Origin of the sequence: Aquirufa sp. (assembly GCF_044377215.1) — a bacterium.
Taxonomy (GTDB): domain Bacteria; phylum Bacteroidota; class Bacteroidia; order Cytophagales; family Spirosomataceae; genus Aquirufa.
Genome location: NZ_JBILJM010000012.1, coordinates 29,940 through 51,613, shown reverse-complemented (window position 1 = coordinate 51,613; position 21,674 = coordinate 29,940). Strand labels below are relative to the sequence as shown.

Here is a 21,674-nt window from a genome sequence, read left to right as displayed (position 1 = left end):
AACTCCCGCATTTCTTTTGCCGAATCTTTCCATTGTTATAGATTTGTTACTCAACTAAGTAAACTAATAATATTAACCATGAAGAAATTTTTAGGAGTACTCGCACTCATTTTAGGCTTTGCTTTCCAATCAAATGCACAAGGAGCCATCCGATTTAAATCTGAAAAACACGATTTTGGCAAAATCAAAGAGGGTACACAAGCATCTTATGCCTTTGAATTCACAAACACAGGAAAAACTCCGGTAGTTATTTCCAATGTTCAACCATCATGTGGCTGCACCACGCCAGAATGGTCAAGAGAACCAATAATGCCGGGAAAAACAGGAAAAGTTACCGCATTATATAACTCTGCTGGAAGACCTGGAAACTTCAATAAAACCATTACGGTGGTCAACAATGGAGAAGTATCTCAAATTATTTTGACCATACAAGGTTCAGTTATTCCCAAGTAAGTTTAGCGAATCAAAAAGGGCCGACAATTAAATTTGTCGGCCCTTTTTTTTGTGTTAATCTCGATTAAGTAAGGCTTTATTTTTAAGCCCATTTATCCATGAGGCAATTTTGAGTACATCTCCGGCTGGAACATGGCTCATAGGTGCCATCTCCGTTGCATAGTCTGGCCAATTCTGTGGCTTTGGTTTATAAACTAAAGCTAAAATTTGCTTGTCCGTATAATTTCGTTTGGCAATATCTACATAAGATGGCCCTACGACTCTCGCCTCTTTCGCATGGCAAGCTAAACACGTGTGCTTTTTCAACAATGCCATTGCCTCCGCATCCGAAATTATTGACTTTCCAGAAGGCTTGGTAGCTACTACTTGAACTACTTTTTCAACTTTTTCTACCTGCATTCGATTTGACTCCGAAACCGCAATCTTGTCCCCCGCTGGAATTTGATTCAACGTATAGTAGGCAGTTTCATGAAGTAAAGGGTCGCCAGATTCGTTACGAATACCCGTTAATTTAAATTCATGGATATAATACTGTCGTAACCCGTCAATTACTAAACGCACTTTTCGTTTGTCAGCTGAAACCTCCATCGCAGAAATCTTCAAATCCTTGAGTTCAATAATCGGACTTCCGTATTGATGTTGGTATTTGTATATATAAGACCTTAAGGCATAAGAAGCTGCTTTTTTAACGGAATTTACATCCACAGCCTGCGTGAAACTTAGTTCAAATCCATCTGGCTTCGCATGTATATTTTCAATTTCAAAGGGCATTTCTCCATTCCAAAAAAGCCGTTGCAGACCAAAATTATCTTTCCCGGTTGAACCCCAACCGCGGGAAGTCATCCCGACAAACATGGAACCATCCAATCCAAAGCGTTCGCGTAAAATACCCGACTGAAAACCTTCTCTGTAATTAATACAAAAACCTTGATACACTCCATTGACCTTCTCTAAACCCATCCGCATCACTTTAGATTGTCCCTGATCAGCAACAAAATACTGCCCAGGGAATGGACTAAACTTTCCTTTCGTCGAGTCTTGCAAAATATCTGAAGTACTTATTCCCATAATGGCATGTGGAAACCAAACAGCAGGCAATTTTAAATTTTTCACTTTGGCTGCCGCCTCGTACATCGGGGCGCCATTATCTTGAATTTCTTCGAGGGTCAACTTAAACGGGCTGTTGGGCTCCTTAGCCCACTTTAAACCGCCTGGGTTGCCTGCAAAATCTCCCTTCGCCAAATGCGTTACACGACCCGATCCAACCCAATCCCCTTGGTTTTCACCATAAAAAATATCCCCTTCATCATTAATTGAATACCCTGCTGGAGACCGTAAACCCGCTGAATGTGGCTCCATGGTACCATCAGGCTTGATTTTCAGAAGCCAGCCCCTCCATTTGGCAAATTTACCTTCACCGAAACCGACCCAGGCAAGGTTTAACGTCACCAACATATCCCCGTTTTTGTCAAAAACAGGCCCATACGTATACTCGTGATAATTACCAGATAAATCAAACTGATAAATGGGAACATATAAATCCGCGACACCATCACGATCCGTATCTGTGATTTTGGTTAATTCACCACGCTGGGAACAATAAAAAGAACCGTCTTTGTAAGCAAGTCCCAAGACTTCGTGCAAACCACTAGCGAAGCGTTTGAAGTGTACTTGATGATTTTCTTTTTGATATGGATTTTCGATAATCCATATTTCGCCACGACGCGTACTTACAGCTAAACGGCCATCAGGCATCGTTGCAATACCACCAATCTCTAGATAAATATCTTTCGGAATCGGAAGCGTCTTAATTTCGTAATAATCCTGCTCAGTTTTGGCAGATTTTTTCTGTGCCACAACACCCATCGGGAGCAGCAAACAAACGGCTAAAAAGCTATATAAATTTTTCATATTATTACAATTACCAAATGATCTGATAAGTTAAACTAGTTCCCTGAACGGCTTGTCTGCCTACCGAAAAATCAACTCCACCGCCAGTCGTTTGGACAAAGTAAGATTGATCTTTTAGGCCAACTAAACTTGCGTTCACTGCCGCGATTTGCTTAGGGGAGGCGATACTAAAATCAAGTGCTGATTGAAGCGAGCTGGAATTTTTGAAGGTAATTGTTCGTTTTAGCCCAATGTTATTGGCCGCTGGAACGATACGATCTTCCAATTGCATTTTTGCGGCCGTCCAATCGTACATGAAGACCGGTCGGCCTTGCTCCAACTTATACCCTTTATAAACTAATTCTGTCGCATTGAGAGAATCAGGTTGCGCTTGATGATCAAGCGTTAACGGGAAACGACCATCCAGGACGACTGTCACTCCGAGAGGCTCTGACGTTTGGGGCTCTCCGCGATCATGCCACATTTGCGTGGCATTGAGGAAAGGACCACGCCATACTTGGAGTAGGGCACCTTGCTTCAGGTCATACGAATAATGCACACCGGAAGGGTCTCCTACATGTATAACATGTGTTTTTTTCTTCCCTAGATGAAAAGCGAAGGACCGTTGCATCACAGGTTCTGCATTTGCTTTCACCTCGACAATGCCCACAGCCTCCGGGTCAATCATGGACTTTCGATCATGCAAAATTACTGGATGTGAACCGACGCGCTTAACAAGTAAACCTAGCGCTTGAGGGCCCCAAGGAAAATCTTTGATGTGGATTAATTCCAACTGATGTTTCCCGGCCGCTAAATAAATGGAATGTGTAACCTTGTCAGAATACCAATGCGCCCCTTGATTTAGTTCTTTCCCATCTACTTTTAAAACACCACCACCCGTCCAATGCGTTTCAAATTCATAGGTATCAGCATCAGGAATAGTTAATTCAGCTTGGTAGCGAATTAAATAATCATTTTTAGCTGGGACTACTTTGACTGTCAATTTAGGGATTGTTCCGGCCATAACTGGAGTGGCTTGTCCAATAACAGGTTCCGTAAACTTCCCTGAATAGTATGTGTACTTTACTTCTCCAAGGCTGGCAGAAGGTTTATCAAATGTCTCGTATCGGATATTACGAAATGCAACAGGACCGTGGTCGCCTTGAATGCGAATTGGGCCAAAAGCCGCCTCTGCATCGAAAAGTGCTCCACGTGTCATGCCAGAAACTTCAATATTTTCGTGAATTAAAATGCCATTAAGAATGACTTTTTTAAACCGTGCGTTTTGAATTTTCTTTCCGGTAGCGTCAAAACGGGGTGCCTGAAAATCAATTTCAATCGTTTGCCAGGTCCCAGGAGCTTTACACGCGTTTTGTAATGGAGCATTCCCTTCGTACCCTTGATTTCCTTTTCCACGTCCCTCATCCCAGCGTTCATAAATTCCACCACAATCACCAAAATTTATTTTTGTTTTCCCCCATGAATCATACAACTGAACTTCGTACCGGCCTTGTAAGTAAATTCCAGAATTCGCTCCTTTCGGGAGCATAAAGTCTAGCATCAACCGCATGTCGCCATGGTTTAGTTGAAATGTTAAATCATCCGTCCGCTGGTACTTACCGTGCCGCAACGTGTTTAACAAAACCCCTTTCCCGGTAGCAACTTGAAAGCTGGTGTCTGAATAGGTAGCTCGCACAGCACCTTCGATGGACCAATTGGTACTCGGTTGGGCAAATGCTTGAAGATCTGAGAGAGAAATTGTCTGCTGAGCGAAACTAGTCCACGATAGCAGCAGAAGCAAAAGAATTTTCCGCATGGATATTTGATTAAATAGGTTGTATGAAAACAAAACTAATAAAATAACTGAACAATTTCATCGGCACAAAGGGGATAGTGGTAGCAAAAAATAACTAGGTATAAATCAAAGTTTGTTAATTTGTTTTTTTAGGCATCGACAAAATGATCAAAAGTAAATTAACTACGCGGTCCATCTTAATTCACCTGCTATTTTGGGCCTGTTTATTAGCCTTACCGATACTCTTGGGCCCGAGTTCTCAGTCGACAGATCCTGCTGAGATGCAACGTCACTTTCAGTGGAACTTGTTTTTCTTTGTTTTTGGACTAGCCAATATTCCTATATTCTATATAAATACAGAGGTATTAATCCCCAAAGTGCTCAAGAAATATAATATCTTATTGTATTTGGGATTTTTAGTTTTAGGATTTTTCATCATGGTTTGGCTAAATGATATCATTTTTGACCTACTTTTCCCAAATCGTGAGGTTGGACCTCGTCGGGGCGGTGGCGGCATGAAACGCTTTACGTATTTACGTATCATTTTCCAATATTTATTCATCATAGCCATTGGGATTAGTTACCGCTTTCTTTCAGACAACTTACACGAACAAGAAGCTAAAAAAGAAGAGGAAAATGAACGCTTAAAGTCAGAACTTTCTTTTCTGCGCTCGCAAATTAGCCCACATTTTATGTTCAATGTGCTCAATAGCATTGTTTCGCTTTCGCGTAGAAAGCCAGAAAGTGTCGAACCTGTGATCATTAAATTGTCCGAATTGATGCGCTACATGATTTATGAAACAATTGACTCCAAGGTAGCAATCAGTAAGGAGGACAACTATTTGGAATCCTATATTGAATTGCAAAGGCTACGATTTGGAACGGATATTCAAATCAATTATGAGTCTAATTCGACCAATCCTTCGGGAACAATCGAACCAATGTTACTGATTCCATTTGTCGAAAATGCCTTCAAACATGGAGTGGGCATGGTGACAAATCCAACCATTTCAATCCGCCTAATCGATACACCTGAAGCCTTAACGTTTGAAGTAACCAATCAAGTGAGTAAACACGTGACGGAACATAAAGATGAAAGTTCAGGCATTGGGCTAACGAATGTGCGACGTAGGCTAGAGTTATTGTATCCTGAAACGCATACATTGGACATTATGGAAGAGGATGGAACTTATCGGGTAGCACTAATGATTAAACACGTATAAATCATGGAAGAGGTTCAAGAGCAATTTAATGAGTTGCCGAGTACACTTTTGCGTTGCATCGCGATTGATGATGAAAGTTTGGCATTGGATTTAGTAGAAGACAATATTGCCAAAGTCCCTTTTCTAAAGATGGAGGCGCGTTGCCGCAATGCATTCGAAGCTATTGCGTATTTACAAAATAATCCAGTTGACCTTATTTTCCTGGATATTCAAATGCCTGGCTTAACAGGTGTTCAGTTTTTAGAGGGATTAACTCATAAACCTATGGTTATTTTCGTTACTGCCTATCAGCAATATGCGGTCGAAGGATTTAATCTAGACGTCATCGATTATGTGTTGAAACCTATTTCGTTTGAGCGATTCTTGAAGGCATCTCATAAAGCCTTGGATTTCTACAAAAGTAAATTAGCTCTCCAAGTTCAAGGAGCGGTAAGTGAATCGAAAGTTGACTATATTTTCATACATGCTGATTACTCCTTGATGAAAATTATGCTCGATGACATCTTATATATTGAAGGCCTCAAAGATTACATCAAAATACATTTACGGACTCAAAAATTTCCGGTGGTTTGTCGGATGACGATGAAGCTAATCGCAGAAAAGCTCCCGGCAGATTCGTTTTTGCGTATCCATAAATCCTATATAGTTTCGCTTAAAAAAATCGAATCCATTCGAAATCAGAAAGTAAAAATTGGGGAAAATCACATCCCGTTAAGCGACAGTTATTCAGAACAGTTCTACCAAACGATTGGGTATCAAAAAACGTAAAGATTTACGTAACTTTGAATCTTTGGTGAAATTAGCTTTATGTCCATACTTAAAAAACTTGCCGGGGAAACGCTATCCTATGGTTTCAGTACAATCCTGGGACGATCGCTAAATTTCCTACTTGTTTTTGTTCATACGTGGGCATTTCTTCCCGCTGAGCTTGGTATCAACGTAAAGCTATATGGATACATGGCCATCGCTAATATCCTCTACACATATGGCATGGAAACCGCTTATTTTCGGTTTGCCAAAGAAGCCCCTGAGAAATATTACCAACTGATATTAACGGCCATTATAGCAACTTCGGGGGCTTTTACCCTAGGATTATTTTTTTTCGCGGAACCGATCATGCAGTCGCTTGGGTATCCCGGAAAAGGAATTTTTCTCAATTGGCTTGCCCTAATTCTAGCGATTGATGCCATCACGGCGATCCCATTTGCCAAACTTCGACTTGAACAAAAAATCAAAAAATTTGTCACGGCGAAAATCGTTTCAATCCTCGTGAACGTGGGGCTAAACCTACTGTTTTTATTGGTCTTAAAGCCGATACATACGGGGGATTTTGGGCAAACGTTACCCTCATTTTTCAAAGAATTGTATGTGCCGGGAATTGGTGCAGGATATATATTTTTGGCGAATTTAATTGCGAATGCAAGTTTATTTTATTGGCTCAAAGATGAGTTTAAAGCGTATCGTTGGCGCTGGGATTGGGCCGAATTTAAGGGGTTGTGGATCTATGCGTACCCGATCATGTTCATGAGTTTGGCTGCGATGTTCAATCTAATGTTTGATCGATTGTTGCTTGAGGAATTTTTACCCACAGGATTTTATCCAGGTAAAACGTCACAGGATGCGCTGGGAATTTATGGGAATTGCTACAAGCTTTCTGTTTTTATGAGTTTGGCTATTCAAGCGTTCAAATACTCAGCAGAACCTTTTTTTCTAGGAAAGAAATCGGAAAGTAATAGCCAATCAAATTTAGCTTTAGTGACGCATTGGTTTGTCATCGTATGTACGCTTTTGTGGGTTGGCGTTTCTGTTAATCTTTTTTGGATTAAGACCTTATTTTTACGCCAATCAATCTATTGGGAAGGTATCGGAATCGTACCCATTTTGTTACTGGCCAATTTATTCCTGGGCGTTTATTATACGCAGTCGGTGTGGTTCAAACAAACCAATAAAACCTACTATGGAACGATCATAACCCTAATGGGATTAGGCGTAACCTTGTTGGGCAACATCTTGTTTATACCGGTATATGGTTACATGGCATGTGCTTACTCATTCTTAGCATCTAGCATTGTGATGACAGTTTTAAGTTTTATTGGGGGGCAGAAATATGCTCCGGCACCTTACAGATGGAAAAGTGACCTAGCTTACTTAGTTTTAGGTGGATTTTGCATTTACGCAGGAGGGTTAGATTGGATTTCAGTACCACTAATCACTGCAAATTTGGGCCTAATCATTGTTATTGTGTTTATTGGGCTATATGAATTTAATTGGCGAGCAGGAAAACCTCACTTGAAGTTGTAAGTATGAAGCAGGAATTACGGACTCAATATTTGACTTTAAAGCTGAAAATCGGCCAGATGCTTGCGCGTTTAGATGAGACAGAGAAAACGATTGTCCAACTAGAAAATGATTTAAAAGTTGCGAATTTAGCGTTGGAAGAAAAATCAAAACTACTAGTTGACGTATCAGCCAAAGCAAAAGAATATGAAAAAAGCTTAAAAAAATCAGATAAAATTGGTAAACTTGTGACTAGTAAAGACAACACAGAGGCCTCGAAAGCTGAACTGAAGAAAAAGTTAGATAGTTATATAGTAATTATAGATCATTGTATTGAGCAATTACGCAAACCATGAGTGAAAAGCTACCTTGCAACTTATTATTGGGGATACAAAATGTCTCCCTGCGTGTAAGTAAACAGGAAGAATCATGTACGCGAAACGCGGCAGTCATAGTGAACCGCTTAGTTAAATTTTACGAGAAAGAGACAAACAGCACGGATCCCAATAAAGTAATGGCCTTAGTGGCGCTGGATTTAGCTATGTGTGGTATAAAATTTGATTCGGAACGCAAAGAATTGCAAAACAATGTTCATTCGGAAAATAGTCAGTTAATCGAACTGGTATCTGAATTTACCTTATAAAAAAACCTTCTTCTTTTGGGCAGTTGACAGAGCGCTAATGTTTAACAAAACAATCGTTCTATGACTATATTATCGCTTATTATCCCCTTGTTATCACTTGCGGGTGGGGTATTTGCCGGAAAAATTTTCTTTTCCAAAGTGAATAAAAATTTAGAAGCGGATGCCCAAAGCAAAGCGGATGAAATATTAAAAAATGCTTCTTTTGCAGCTGAAAACTTAAAGAAGGACAGGATGCTCGAGGCAAAGGAAAACTTCCTTCGTTTGCGTGGTGAATTTGAGGAAGAGACGCAAGCAAAGAAAGGGATTCTGATTGAAAATGAACAAAAATTACGTGAGAAAGAACGTACCTTAGCTCAGCAACAAGAGCAGCAACGGATTGCAGATCAAGAATTGCAATCGCAAAAGCAAAGCATCCAAACGAAAGAAGAAAATTACCGCAAAAAATTTGAGGATGTAGAAAAGGTTCGCGCTGAGGCAGAAGCAATGTTAGCGAATCAGATCAATCAATTAGAGAAAATTGCAAATCTTTCGGCAGATGAGGCGCGCCAACAACTAATCGATGCCTTGAAAGCGGAAGCAGAATCAAAAGCTAGTTCAATCGTAAAACAGGCAATTGAGGAAGCTAAGTTGACAGCCACAAAAGAGGCTAAGAAAGTAGTGATTGAAACGATCCAACGGACTGCAGCAGAAAATGCTATTGAAAACTGCGTATCTGTTTTCAATATTGAATCAGACGATATTAAAGGAAAAATTATTGGACGGGAAGGACGTAACATTCGTGCACTGGAGGCAGCTACAGGTGTTGAATTTATCGTAGATGATACTCCTGAGGCAATTATCATCTCAGGTTTTGATCCTGTTCGTCGGGAAATCGCACGTCTTTCTTTACACCGTTTGGTACAAGATGGACGTATTCACCCAGCACGTATAGAAGAAGTAGTCAATAAGACTAAAAAGAATATCGATGACGAGATTATCGAAATCGGTGAAAAAACAGTTATCGAATTAGGTATTCATGGATTGCATCCAGAATTAATCAAGATGATTGGTCGGATGCGTTTCCGTTCTTCATATGGCCAAAACCTATTGCAGCACTCACGCGAAGTAGCTAAACTATGCGCAACCATGGCTGCCGAACTAGGACTAAATGCTAAACTTGCGAAGCGTGCTGGATTATTGCATGATATTGGTAAAGTTTGGCATGAAGAACCAGAACTACCGCATGCTTTATTGGGAATGGAGTTAGCCCTAAAATATAAAGAGCATCCAGAAGTTTGCAATGCAATCGGTGCGCACCACGATGAGTGTGAAATGACCTCCATGATTTCACCCATTATCCAAGTTTGTGATGCGATTTCAGGCTCGCGCCCAGGTGCGCGTCGAGAAATGATGGAATCGTACATGAAACGTCTTCGCGATTTGGAGGCGCTTGCTACATCTTTTCAAGGTGTTCAAAAATGCTATGCGATACAGGCAGGCCGTGAGTTACGAATTTTAGTAGATGCGGAACATGTAAGTGATGAAAAAGCATCTAATTTATCATTTGACATCTCCCAAAAAATCGAAAAAGAAATGCAATATCCTGGCCAAATCAAGGTAACGGTAATCCGTGAAATGAGAGCCGTGAATTTTGCTAAATAAGTTTCTTGATAATTTGTTGAACGGTAAATCACCTTCGACATTTTTACCTATTTTTGCTAACGCTGCCGGGGTCTTCAACCCCGGCAGCGTTTACCGTTTTTATGATTTTAATCACACCTACAACAGCGCAACATTGGCAGGCATATTATGCCCTGAGATTCTCAGTTCTACGAGAACCTTGGGATCAGCCACACGGATCTGAAATTTTAGCCGATGAAGCATCCGCCATTCATACCATGGCCATAGGTGAATCAGAAAAAGTACTCGGCGTGGCTCGTATGCACGAATCAGCCGTTCGACAAGGGCAGGTTAGGTGCGTGGCGGTGGCAACGGACCAACAAGGCAAAGGTATTGGAAAACTGATAATGAGTTACTTGGAAAAGGTAGCAATGGAAAAAGGCTGGCAAGAAATTATACTTGAAGCCCGCGAAAATGCCGTGCCTTTTTATGAAAGCATCGGGTATTCGATTATAGAAAAATCGTATTTGTTATTTGGCGAGATTCAACATTACCGCATGAAAAAAGCGCTACCCCTTTCAGAATAGCGCTTTAAAATTAATGGTTATGTTCAAGCCCCTGAGCACTTGGGATTTGATTGAATTCAATCCCTGATTTCTTCTCATCTTTAAAGGCCTCTTTCGGCTTGATACTCAAAATTTGGAACAACTCTTTATCGGACTTTGCGTCTGGATTAGGCGTTGTCAATAACACATCTCCTGAGAAGATTGAATTAGCCCCAGCCATAAAACAAAAAGCTTGTCCTTCGTAATTCAACTCCAAGCGTCCGGCCGACAAACGAACCGCAGATTTTGGCATCATGATACGTGCCGTCGCAATTACACGGACTAACTCCCAAACCGAAGCCGTCTTTTGATTTTCAAATGGTGTCCCTTCCACTGGCACTAAATTGTTTACAGGTACAGAACCTGGATGCTCTGGCAAATTAGCCAAAGTCAATAACATCCCAATTCGATCGGCGATTGACTCCCCCATTCCAATAATTCCACCTGAACAAACAGACAAATTAGCCTTGCGTACATTCCCTAATGTTTCTAGACGATCATCGTACGTCCGCGTTGAGATTACATCTTCATAATACTCTTCACTCGTGTCAATGTTGTGGTTATAAGCATATAATCCCGCATCTTTCAACTTTTGTGCCTGATCCGCTGACAACATACCTAGCGTGCAACAAACCTCCATTCCGAGGGAATTAACACCTTTCACCATAGCTAATACACGGTCGAAATCTTTATTGTCCCGCACCTCCCGCCAAGCAGCACCCATGCAAAAACGAGAACTACCATTCTCCTGCGCACGAACAGCTGCTTGAATTACCTCCTCATAGGGCAATAATTTTTGCACCTTTACATTGGTATGATAGCGCGCAGCTTGCGAACAATAAGAACAATCTTCTGGACATCCTCCTGTTTTGATCGATAACAACGTACTAATTTGTACTTCATTGGGATCATGGTATTGGCGATGCACCGTCGCAGCTTGGTATACTAAATCTAAAAACGGTTGGTTGAAAATTTGCTCAACCTCTTCACGTGTCCAATTATTTCTAATCATGTCATCAATATGTCTAATCTAATTCAATCATATAAGGCATTAATGCCAAAAACCCTTCTCTTTTCTTCATGCGATCCAGCTCCCAAATAGATTTTGTCCACGGCATGTGCTCACGCACGAAACGCTCTTGCATCGATGACTCAGAAAATGCAGATGAAACAAGTTCGTCAACAAATGATTTAGCTTTCGGATAAACCTGAACTTTATAAGATGCAGGTTGCATGCGCGCCCGGTCTGCAGCAATTTCAATCGCCCGATTGAGGCCACCCAGCTCATCTACTAACCCGATTTGCTTAGCCTGAACACCTGTCCAAACACGGCCACCCGCAATTGATTTCAATCGAGCCAATGACATTTTTCGACCAGCCGCAGCCTTTGAGGTAAAAGATTCGTAACCTTGATCAACCATACGCTGCACGACTGATTTTTCAAAATCAGATAATGTGCTCGCTGAGCTTAAAAAGTTCGAATGCGCATGCGTGTTCACGTGATCCTGCGTTATCCCAAGTTTATTTTTAAAGAAATTATCTAAATTTAACCACTGAGCAAAAATTCCAATAGATCCCGTAATTGTGGTAGGCTGCGCTACAATAACATCCGTTCCCATCGCCATATAATACCCGCCAGATGCCGCGTAGGTAGACATAGACGCGATAATTGGTTTAACTTTTTTTGCTAATATAATTTCACGCCACATTATATCAGATGCCAAAGAAGAGCCCCCTGGGGAATCAATGCGCAAAACAATCGCCTTCACCGATTTATTATCGCGTAACTTCCGTAACTCCTTGACAAAATCATCTGAACCAATCGTCCCGTCGCCTCCACGCGTTCCTACGATTTCCCCTTCAGCTACAAGCACCGCAATTTTGGCTGTTCCTTCAACTTCAGCAATCGGATTTTTCGCCTTTAAATAATCGGCCAACTTCACATAGGTCAAATCTTCTGACGGCTTCTTTTTTGTCGCAATACGCATTTGGCCTTCGAATTCGTCCCAATAACCTATTGTCAATAAGCCAGCTTTTTGGGCCTTTATCGGATCCATCGCTTGTAACGAATCCGCAATCGTGTTTAGGCGATCCATTGAAATATTCCTGCTAAGCGAAATCTTTTTGAAAATCTCCTTATTTATTGATTGAATAAATGAAAGTGTTTGCATTCGATTTTCCGGACTCATGTCCTCGCGCAAAAACGGCTCAACAGCCGACTTGTACTGACCAACACGAAATACGAGTGGTTCTATTTCCAACTTATCAAATGCTTTTTTGAAAAACATATACTGAACCGAAATTCCATTAAAATCAAGAATTCCCGCTGGGTTCAAATATACTTTATCGGCCACAGATGCCATATAATAGCCTTTTTCCGAGTATGAGTTCGCATAAGCATATATGAATTTCTTTGATTCCTTAAATTTGGCTAGCGCATCGCGAATCTCAGACAATTGAGCATATCCAGCAAGCGGAAAACTAACATCGAGGTAAATCCCCTTAATTTTAGGATCTACACGTGCACGCTCTAACGCAGAAAGAACCTGAATTAGGCCTAACCTATCTGTATTTGAAAAAAATGGATTTGGAATATCACTGAAAGGACTGTCCTCTGTAGAAGCATTTTCTACGATAGGCCGATTAAAATCGAGTTTCAAGATCGAATTATCTTTCACTACAAACTCAGATTCTGAACTGCTAACAGCGGAACCTACGCCAACAACAATCAACAAAGTGACTATCAGGAACAGAAATAATCCCACCACAGTTGCAAACGAATATTTAACAAATTGCCACATAAGGTATCATTTAGAAAAAACGAATTTCGAAATCATTCCGAAATTTTGATAAAAAATAGGTCAAATGGCCTATCCAAAGTTTTTACGGTAATCTTCCCGCGATTGACGAATTACTTCATGCGCAATCTCACGTCCATAAACATCATCAATGTCCACCGTACTCGAAGTGGTTTCACCAGGTAACATTTTATACGTCCAAAAATAATGACGTAAGCGTTGCACAATATCCTTTGGTGCATCCGAAATATCCCTCCATTTTCCATAAATTGGGTCATCCTTCAAGACTGCAATAATTTTATCATCTGCCTCGCCTTTGTCAATCATTCGAATACCACCAATAGGAATCGCTTGACACAAAATATCACCATGCGTTATCGCACGCTCTGAAAGCACCAAAATATCTAACGGGTCTCCGTCGCCCTGCTTAATGTCCTTCCCTGAATATTTACGCGCTAACTCCGCAATTCCATCTGCACAATACGTCTGCGGTAAAAAACCGTACAACGCAGGAACGATATTAGAGAACTTCTGCGGCCGATCTATTTTCAAATATCCCGTTTGTTTATCAATCTCGTACTTGACGGTATCCGTGGGCACAATTTCAATAAACGCAGTTACTTGCTCCGGCATTTGTTCCCCTATTTGGATTCCATGCCAAGGATGTGCTTTAAAAAAGTTACGATTCATTTAATTTTTTGTTTACTCAACTCAGGTCAATTAAGGGCGCAAATTACAAAAAAATAAGGAAATTCAGGCGATTGTCCTTCAATTCATCGGCAGTATCCGCTATGCTTTCCATGAAAAATCGCTAAATTTGCCGTTTGATTTTATACGCCCATGATATATCCAATCATTCCCTATGGAGACCCTGTCCTTCGCAAAGTTGCCCTGCCGATCGAGTTTGGCAGTATGGACTTGGTGAAACTTTCCGAAGATATGTTCGAGACCATGTATGCGGCAAGCGGCGTAGGTTTAGCTGCTCCACAAATTGGCATGAATATTCGCCTTTTTGTTGTAGATGGCAGACCCATGAACGAAGGAGAAGAGGACGAAGACATCGATTCGTCATTAATTGATTTCAAAAAAGTTTTTGTAAACGCAACTATTTTAGATGAGACAGGCGAGGAATGGGGATTCGAAGAAGGCTGCCTATCGATTCCCGGGATACGCGGTGAAGTATTTCGTCCAGAATATGTCAAAATTCACTACTGGACCGAAAAAGGCGAAGAACGTACAGATATATTTGAGAGCCTAGCAGCGCGTATTATCCAACATGAATACGATCACATCGAAGGTATTTTGTTTACAGACCATTTAAACGTGGTACGTAAACGAATGATTAAAAATAAATTAGGTGACATTACCCGCGGTAAGGTTTCTGTCGATTATAAAATGAAATTCCCCCGCTAATTCTCTACAATGAAGATTTCTATCAATTGGTTACGCGATTTTATTGACCTATCTAAACTTCCAGAACAAGGTAGTCCGGCAGAACTAGATGTCCTTTTGACCAATACCGGTCTCGAAGTTGAAGGTATCGAAGCTCACGAGAAAATACCCGGCGGTTTGCGCGGCTTTGTCGTAGGCGAGGTACTCACCTGTGAAAAATTTGAAGTTAAAGAAAAGATACTCAGCCTTACAACTGTAGATGCGGGTCTTGATGAAATACTGACCATAGTTTGCGGAGCTAGTAATGTTGGCGCTGGCCAAAAAGTTATCGTTGCCACTCCTGGTACAACCTTATTCGATCAAGAAGGGAAAGCCTTATTTACGATAGAAAAACGCAAAGTATATGGCCAGCCGTCTGAGGGGATGATTTGCGCGGAAGATGAAATCGGTATAGGAACGTCGCATGATGGCATTTTAATCTTACATACGGATTTACCAAATGGCACACCTGCCGCAACATATTTTAATATTGCTTCTGACTTAGTGCTGGAAATTGGCCTTACACCCAATCGGGCGGATGCGGCTTCTCACTGGGGAGTGGCGCGTGATATCAAAGCCGTTAGCGGAATTGAAATCACCCTTCCTATTGTAGATTCTTTAGATATATATTCAAACGAATTTCCCATCGACGTACAGATTGAAGATGACGGCTGCGGTCGCTTTTGTGGTCTAAGTATCGACGGGGTAAAAGTTGGCCCTTCTCCTGAATGGTTGCAAGAACGTCTATCCGCTATAGGATTGCGGCCGATCAATAACATCGTGGATATCACCAATTTTATTTGCCATGGACTAGGCCAGCCCATGCACGCCTATGATTGGAGACAAATTAAAGGAGGGAAACTGATTGTAAAAACGGCTACTGCTCATACGAAATTCACAACATTAGATAGCGTAGAACGCACCTTAACGGGCGAAGAAATTATGATTTATGATACCGCTGGCCCGATCGGTATCGCCGGCGTAATGGGTGGTGAACATTCAAGCATTCAACCTGAAACCACCCGTGTATTCCTAGAAGTAGCTTACTTTAAACCAGAGCGCGTTCGAAAAGCCGCTCAATTGCACAGCCTAAAAACGGACGCCTCATTCCGTTTCGAACGTGGAACCGATATTGAAGCGAAGTTATTTGCCATGAAATATGCGGCTAAACTTATTTTAGAACTTGCAGGTGGAAAGATTACCTCGAACATCGTTGACCTATACCCAAGTCCAGTTGAGCTTGCTAAAATTCCTGTTTCGATTGCTCGGGTGCACCAACTCATGGGTGTCAAATTAAGTGCAGATCGCATTAAAGAGATTTTAGTCGCCCTAGATTTTGGTATTGAAAATAATCAAGCAGAAGGTTTCACTGCGATTGCTCCCGCCTATCGTGTGGATGTTACGCGTGAAGCGGACATTATAGAGGAAATTTTGCGTATTCATGGGTTGGATAATATCCCATTATCAGAACATCTGAGTGCCCATTTTATTTCTGAATTTCCGTTGTTGGACAAAGAGAAGGTCCAACAAACCACCGCGATTAGTTTAGCGGCAAAAGGATTCCAGGAAATTATTAGCAATTCATTGACCAAAGGGGATTACCATCAATGGATCCAGAAAGATTTGACTTTTGAAACGGTCGACATCTTAAATCGCCTTTCAGAAGACCTTGGCGTAATGCGCCAGCACATGGTATTTCACGGCTTAGAAGTTCTAGCGCACAATATTAATCGCCGTCAAAAAGATTTGAAGCTTTTTGAATTTGGAAAAACGTATCATAAAAAAGGGACTAAATACATTGAAAAAAGGCATTTAGCACTTTATACAAGTGGTTTACAGGATGGAGAAACATGGGCACAAACTGCTCAAAAAAGTCAATTACACCATTTGTACACCACGGTTATTAACACAATGAAGCAGTTAGGCATTGCGCAATTTGAAACCTCGACCATCGAAAATTCGGATGTGTTTGCTTACGGATTACAAATTTCGGTGAATAAAAAATCCTGCGTGCAATTTGGCCTAATCAACCCAAAACTAGCCCAAAAATTTGACGTGAAGCAAGAGGCGTTTATGGCCGATTTTGATTGGGATTTTTGGGTGAAACAAGAGAAAGGCAATTTCGTTTATCAAGAAATTTCGAAATTTCCGGAAGTTCGACGTGATTTATCGCTCGTACTTGACCAAAGCGTAACGCTTCAAGCGATACAACGCGTCGCTGAACAAACGGAGAAAGCAATCTTGAAAAATGTGTCCGTTTTCGATGTGTATGTTGGCAAAAACCTAGGCGAAGGAAAAAAATCATACTCAGTTAGTTTTATTCTACAAGACGAAAATCAGACCTTAACCGATAAAGTAATCGACGCAACGATGGACCGACTGATTACTCGATTCGAAAAAGAACTGAACGCGCTTATTCGAAAATAGCCCGGCTATGAAAAAATTAGTATTCCTTCTTTCGATTGTTTTTTTCATCGGACAAGCCATACTTTATTTCGCGTACATAAATAGGTTTAGCTTTAACTTTCCGGTTCAAGATGATGTTTCACTCATTGAATTTATCCACGCCAAAGGATCAGGCTCCGACTTATTTTATCAATTATTTCGTGTAGATAATGATCATGCCATTGTTATTCCTCGCATCGCAACGTGGGTAAATCAGCTCATACATGGATCGGTCAATTTTAAGCAACTTATCATGTGGAGCGCAGTAACCCTGACTGGATGCTTCTACTTAGTATTTACGCAGTTTCAAAAATTAAAAATTGCATTTCCCTATTTCATTCCTGTAGGATTTATCCTATTCCAACCGCAATATTTCGAAGTGTCAAATTGGGCCATCACGGGCCTACAACATATCAATATCATCCTTTTTGTCTGTTTGTCTCTTGTGGCATTGGAGAAAAACAACTTAAAATTAGCGCTATTTTGGTCCATATTAGCTGGTTTTACCTTCGGTAATGGTATCGTACTATTTGTCGTGCTTGCCGCCTATCTAATTTTCGCCAAACGCTATAAAGATTTGATTATTTGGGGAATTGGAATCGGTCTTTATGTGGGATTACTTTTGCCGCATTATGTATTTGGCCAACAAGCAAAATTTGACTTTAATGTAGGCTACATTGCCAATTATGCGTTGGGGATTTTAGGAGCATGTGCGCTAGATTTATCAGGAGGAAATTTACAAGCAGGTATCGGATTGGGCGCTCTCTTATTTGGCTATTGGGCCTACCTCTTTTTTTTCAAAAAAGCACGCAACTTTTTTTCGTACCTATTTCTATTTATCGTTGGCACATGTTTAATTATAGCCATTCCACGAAGCTCAAATGATTGGACAAATTACAATAGCAGTCGGTATTTTATATATGCTCCATTTGCCCTGATAAGTCTTTATGCGCTGAGTTTGTCTCAATTTCCACGATTTAGAAAAAAGATTTTTACATGCACAAGCCTGCTTTCTCTAGCCTTTTGTTTTATGTCCTATCATAACCATTCGGCGCAAATGGTAGCGAGGTTTCAAGTAAATCAGGCCGACAATGATAATTGGATTCGCCATCAGCGCGTGTTGGGAAATGTGCCCCAAGTGTTTATTAATGACCAAAAAATCGTACAAGATGCGTTTCAATTGCATTATATAGATCAAGAGCCTGGAATTTTAGCAAAGAAAGATTTGGTCTATTTTTCGTCTGATATACCTACGTGGAAATTAGCCGAAAGCATGTTAGTGGAACGCCATGAGACGTCTATTCGTGAGCGGGATGCGGTTTGGATTAAACGCTTTGATTATTTACTTTTTCCGAATTTCAAGGGCGAAAACACATTGGATAATGCTTGGTATATTATGTTGCAACATAATCAAACGAACAAAATCTACACAGTGGCCATTAACTTTAAAAAGGGTTCATTGCGCAAACTGATTCAAGAAGGACACTATTTATCAAACTACGGGATAGCTCAATTGTATACCGATGGAATCGAGGCAGGCGTCTACCGATTATTTCTTTTGAATCAGAAATCAGGAAAAAATAAACTGTATCGCTTAGCGCAAATGCACGAAATACGTCGTTAGATTAGCGCTTAAACATACCTCCAAGATTTGGCATCTTCATTTTCCCGTCTTGTACCTTGTTCATCATTCGCATCATCTTACGCATATCTTCAAATTGCTTTAACAAATTGTTTACTTGTTGAATTGAAGTTCCCGAACCTGTAGCGATACGATTCTTGCGAGAAGGATTTAAGATATCTGGATTTTGACGTTCATTCGCAGTCATGGATTGAATGATGGCTTCAATCGGTTTGAATGAATCGTTTGAAATATCAACGTCTTTCACAGCCTGCCCCATACCTGGAACCATGCCCATCAAATCCTTGATATTCCCCATTTTCTTAATTTGTTGCAATTGGGTATAAAAATCTTCAAATGAGAAATTATTCTGACGAATTTTCTTGTTTAATGCCGCTGCCTCGTCCTCATCAAAAGCCTGTTGGGCGCGTTCCACGAGTGAGAGTACGTCTCCCATTCCCAAAATCCGGTTCGCCATCCGATCTGGATAGAATTGATCCAGAGCTTCCATTTTTTCCCCTGTGGAAATAAATTTAATGGGCTTATCAACGACTTGGCGAATGGATAGGGCTGCACCACCACGTGAGTCACCATCTAATTTGGTTAAAACAACCCCATCAAAATTCAAGCGCTCATTAAAGGTTTTTGCCGTATTTACAGCATCTTGGCCTGTCATGGAATCCACTACAAATAAAATTTCTGTAGGTTTAACCGCATCCTTTACCGCCGCGATTTCGTTCATCATTACTTCATCGACGGCCAATCGGCCTGCCGTATCCACAATAACCACTTTCTTACCCATTTTCCGCGCGTAAGAAAGCGCATTTTCCGCGATGGAAACCGCATTTTTATTTTCGGGCTCGGCATAGACTTCTACATCAACTTGGGCACCTAGAACTTTCAATTGGTCAATAGCCGCGGGGCGGTAAATATCACAAGCTACCAATAAAACGTTGCGGCCGCCTTTTTTGAGATATTGAGCTAATTTGCCTGAAAAAGTTGTTTTACCTGAACCTTGAAGACCCGCAATTAAAACAACGGCTGGGTCGCCTTTAACATTGATGTCTTGTTTACTGCCACCCATCAATTGAGTCAATTCTTCTTGAACGATTTTGACGAGCAATTGACCTGGCTCAACAGCAATAAGGATTTTTTGCCCCATCGCTTGATCCTTAATTCGATCCGTAATTTCTTTGGCAACCTTATAGTTTACGTCGGCGTCCATTAAGGCCCGACGAATTTCTTTGACTGTAGCAGCGACATTTACGTCTGTAATCCGACCGTTCCCTTTGAGGGTACGCATCGCAGACGTCAACTTGGAACTTAAATTTTCAAACATAGTATCTTAAAAAAGGAATGCAATTTACGATTTTTCAAGTGAATATTTAATCAAAAAAATCGTCTTATTTCAACGGTGCCACTGCAGGCTACTTGCTACGACTTTGTCCTACAAATCTACACATGCACTTAAGTACCAAGAAACACATCACTCTTTATTGACTGAGAAAACCTTGCTATGGGATAGTTTCAAAAAAAAATGAGCAAATACGTCATTTTTAGTTCAAAATAATGAATTCCTATTTACCTTTGCAGGATTAGTTAGGCGAAGCCTCGCTAATCTAAACGCATAAAATAATTTAACGTTCAAATGGAAAAAATTAAAGTTGCCAACCCAGTCGTTGAACTCGATGGAGATGAAATGACTCGTATTATTTGGAAGTTCATCAAAGATAAATTGATTCTTCCTTATGTTGATGTAGATATCAAATACTATGATTTAGGTGTAGAATACCGCGATGAGACGAATGATCAAGTAACGATTGAGGCTGCTGAGGCAATCAAAAAATACGGAGTTGGCATCAAATGCGCAACCATTACACCCGATGAGGCACGTGTAAAAGAGTTCGATTTGAAGCAAATGTGGAAATCGCCAAACGGGACAATACGCAACATTTTGGATGGAACTGTTTTCCGCGAGCCTATTGTTTGTGCAAACGTACCACGTTTAGTACCCAACTGGACTGCGCCGATCATGATTGGTCGTCACGCTTTTGGTGATCAATACAAAGCGACTGATTTTGTTACCAAAGGAAAAGGAAAATTAACGGTTACATTCCAACCAGAAGATGGTGGAGAAGCGCAAACATTTGAGGTTTATAATTTCAAAGGTGATGGAGTTGCGTTAACGATGTATAATACGGATGAGTCGATTAAAGGCTTTGCACACTCATGTTTCAATATGGCATTGGGTAAAGGTTGGCCATTATATTTGTCAACAAAGAATACGATCTTAAAGAAATACGACGGTCGTTTCAAGGATATTTTCGAAGAGATTTACCAAGCAGATTACAAAGCGCAATTTGATGCAGCTGGAATCGTTTACGAGCACCGTTTAATTGACGACATGGTTGCTTCTGCTTTGAAGTGGAATGGGAATTTCGTTTGGGCTTGTAAAAACTATGACGGAGACGTGCAATCGGATACGGTAGCACAAGGTTTCGGTTCATTAGGTTTAATGACATCGGTATTGATTACGCCAGATGGAAAAGTTATGGAAGCTGAGGCAGCTCACGGAACGGTAACACGTCACTACCGTGACCACCAAGCAGGCAAGCCTACTTCTACTAATCCAATCGCATCAATCTTTGCATGGACACGTGGTTTGGAATTCCGTGGCAAGTTAGATAACAATTCAGCCTTGATTAATTTCTGTCAAACACTTGAAAAAGTTTGTGTGGCAACGGTTGAGTCAGGAAAAATGACGAAGGATTTGGCTGTTTGTATTCACGGAAATAAAGTGAATCATGGAGAACACTATCTATACACAGAAGAGTTCTTAGAAGCCTTAGATACAAACTTGAAAGTAGCTTTAGCTTAATTCAAATTAGTTCTTA

At 40.8% G+C, this 21,674-nt stretch carries 18 protein-coding genes; 12 read left to right on the top strand and 6 right to left on the bottom strand.

From position 1 onward, the window contains the following. The first annotated feature begins 78 nt into the window (after positions 1-78). Positions 79-453: a DUF1573 domain-containing protein gene (locus ACIQ6T_RS05740; protein WP_395784954.1), complete on the top strand. Its 375-nt coding sequence runs from the start codon at positions 79-81 to the stop codon at positions 451-453. A gap of 54 nt (positions 454-507) precedes the next feature. On the opposite strand, the gene ACIQ6T_RS05735 is transcribed toward ACIQ6T_RS05740, so the two are convergent. Together ACIQ6T_RS05735 and ACIQ6T_RS05730 are read right to left on the bottom strand one after the other, a co-directional pair. Then, positions 508-2,364 carry a hypothetical protein gene (locus ACIQ6T_RS05735; protein ID WP_395784953.1) on the bottom strand — a complete coding sequence of 619 codons (1,857 nt, stop codon included), beginning with the start codon at positions 2,362-2,364 and terminating at the stop codon, positions 508-510. A 10-nt stretch (positions 2,365-2,374) separates the two neighbouring features. Beyond that, positions 2,375-4,159, bottom strand: coding sequence for a family 16 glycoside hydrolase (locus ACIQ6T_RS05730; protein ID WP_395784952.1), 1,785 nt, complete (start codon positions 4,157-4,159; stop codon positions 2,375-2,377). 143 nt (positions 4,160-4,302) lie between these two features. On the opposite strand from ACIQ6T_RS05730, the gene ACIQ6T_RS05725 reads away from it, so the two are divergent. The 7 genes from ACIQ6T_RS05725 to ACIQ6T_RS05695 all read left to right on the top strand — a co-directional run bounded on the left by ACIQ6T_RS05725 (position 4,303) and on the right by ACIQ6T_RS05695 (position 10,467). Next, positions 4,303-5,361, top strand: a complete 1,059-nt coding sequence (locus ACIQ6T_RS05725) for a sensor histidine kinase (RefSeq protein WP_395784951.1) — start codon at positions 4,303-4,305, stop codon at positions 5,359-5,361. A gap of 3 nt (positions 5,362-5,364) precedes the next feature. After that, positions 5,365-6,129: a LytR/AlgR family response regulator transcription factor gene (locus tag ACIQ6T_RS05720; protein ID WP_395784950.1), complete on the top strand. Its 765-nt coding sequence runs from the start codon at positions 5,365-5,367 to the stop codon at positions 6,127-6,129. A 39-nt stretch (positions 6,130-6,168) separates the two neighbouring features. After that, complete coding sequence (locus ACIQ6T_RS05715; protein ID WP_395784949.1) at positions 6,169-7,662, top strand: lipopolysaccharide biosynthesis protein; 1,494 nt, start codon at positions 6,169-6,171, stop codon at positions 7,660-7,662. Positions 7,663-7,664: 2 nt separating this feature from the next. Next, positions 7,665-7,994 carry a hypothetical protein gene (locus tag ACIQ6T_RS05710; RefSeq protein ID WP_395784948.1) on the top strand — a complete coding sequence of 110 codons (330 nt, stop codon included), beginning with the start codon at positions 7,665-7,667 and terminating at the stop codon, positions 7,992-7,994. Next, positions 7,991-8,281 (top strand): cell division protein ZapA, encoded by a 291-nt coding sequence (gene zapA / locus ACIQ6T_RS05705; protein WP_395784947.1) that lies wholly within the window; start codon positions 7,991-7,993, stop codon positions 8,279-8,281. Before ACIQ6T_RS05710 ends, zapA begins: the two co-directional genes overlap by 4 nt. A 60-nt stretch (positions 8,282-8,341) precedes the next feature. Next, on the top strand, positions 8,342-9,922 hold the full coding sequence (rny, locus tag ACIQ6T_RS05700) for a ribonuclease Y (protein ID WP_395784946.1): 1,581 nt from the start codon (positions 8,342-8,344) through the stop codon (positions 9,920-9,922). Between the two features lie 101 nt (positions 9,923-10,023). Beyond that, positions 10,024-10,467: a GNAT family N-acetyltransferase gene (locus tag ACIQ6T_RS05695; RefSeq protein ID WP_395784945.1), complete on the top strand. Its 444-nt coding sequence runs from the start codon at positions 10,024-10,026 to the stop codon at positions 10,465-10,467. 10 nt (positions 10,468-10,477) lie between these two features. Here the strand turns inward: ACIQ6T_RS05695 and bioB are convergent, their stop codons facing one another. The 3 genes from bioB to ACIQ6T_RS05680 all read right to left on the bottom strand — a co-directional run bounded on the left by bioB (position 10,478) and on the right by ACIQ6T_RS05680 (position 13,973). Next, positions 10,478-11,497: a biotin synthase BioB gene (gene bioB, locus ACIQ6T_RS05690; RefSeq protein WP_395784944.1), complete on the bottom strand. Its 1,020-nt coding sequence runs from the start codon at positions 11,495-11,497 to the stop codon at positions 10,478-10,480. Between the two features lie 13 nt (positions 11,498-11,510). Next, positions 11,511-13,286: a signal peptide peptidase SppA gene (sppA, locus tag ACIQ6T_RS05685; RefSeq protein ID WP_395784943.1), complete on the bottom strand. Its 1,776-nt coding sequence runs from the start codon at positions 13,284-13,286 to the stop codon at positions 11,511-11,513. Between the two features lie 69 nt (positions 13,287-13,355). Further along, the gene (locus ACIQ6T_RS05680; protein WP_395784942.1) at positions 13,356-13,973 is read right to left on the bottom strand and encodes an inorganic pyrophosphatase; all 618 of its coding nucleotides are present in this window, start codon (positions 13,971-13,973) and stop codon (positions 13,356-13,358) included. A gap of 150 nt (positions 13,974-14,123) precedes the next feature. On the opposite strand from ACIQ6T_RS05680, the gene def reads away from it, so the two are divergent. Genes def through ACIQ6T_RS05665 form a run of 3 tightly spaced genes read left to right on the top strand, consistent with a single transcriptional unit; the run spans position 14,124 to position 18,783 of the window. Further along, positions 14,124-14,696, top strand: coding sequence for a peptide deformylase (def, locus tag ACIQ6T_RS05675; protein WP_395784941.1), 573 nt, complete (start codon positions 14,124-14,126; stop codon positions 14,694-14,696). Positions 14,697-14,705: 9 nt separating this feature from the next. Beyond that, positions 14,706-17,141 (top strand): phenylalanine--tRNA ligase subunit beta, encoded by a 2,436-nt coding sequence (pheT, locus tag ACIQ6T_RS05670; RefSeq protein WP_395784940.1) that lies wholly within the window; start codon positions 14,706-14,708, stop codon positions 17,139-17,141. A 7-nt stretch (positions 17,142-17,148) separates the two neighbouring features. Next, the gene (locus ACIQ6T_RS05665) at positions 17,149-18,783 is read left to right on the top strand and encodes a hypothetical protein (protein ID WP_395784939.1); all 1,635 of its coding nucleotides are present in this window, start codon (positions 17,149-17,151) and stop codon (positions 18,781-18,783) included. A gap of 1 nt (position 18,784) precedes the next feature. Here the strand turns inward: ACIQ6T_RS05665 and ffh are convergent, their stop codons facing one another. Further along, the gene (gene ffh / locus ACIQ6T_RS05660; protein ID WP_395784938.1) at positions 18,785-20,119 is read right to left on the bottom strand and encodes a signal recognition particle protein; all 1,335 of its coding nucleotides are present in this window, start codon (positions 20,117-20,119) and stop codon (positions 18,785-18,787) included. Positions 20,120-20,428: 309 nt separating this feature from the next. On the opposite strand from ffh, the gene ACIQ6T_RS05655 reads away from it, so the two are divergent. Then, complete coding sequence (locus tag ACIQ6T_RS05655) at positions 20,429-21,658, top strand: isocitrate dehydrogenase (NADP(+)) (protein WP_395784937.1); 1,230 nt, start codon at positions 20,429-20,431, stop codon at positions 21,656-21,658. The last annotated feature ends 16 nt before the right edge of the window (positions 21,659-21,674 follow it).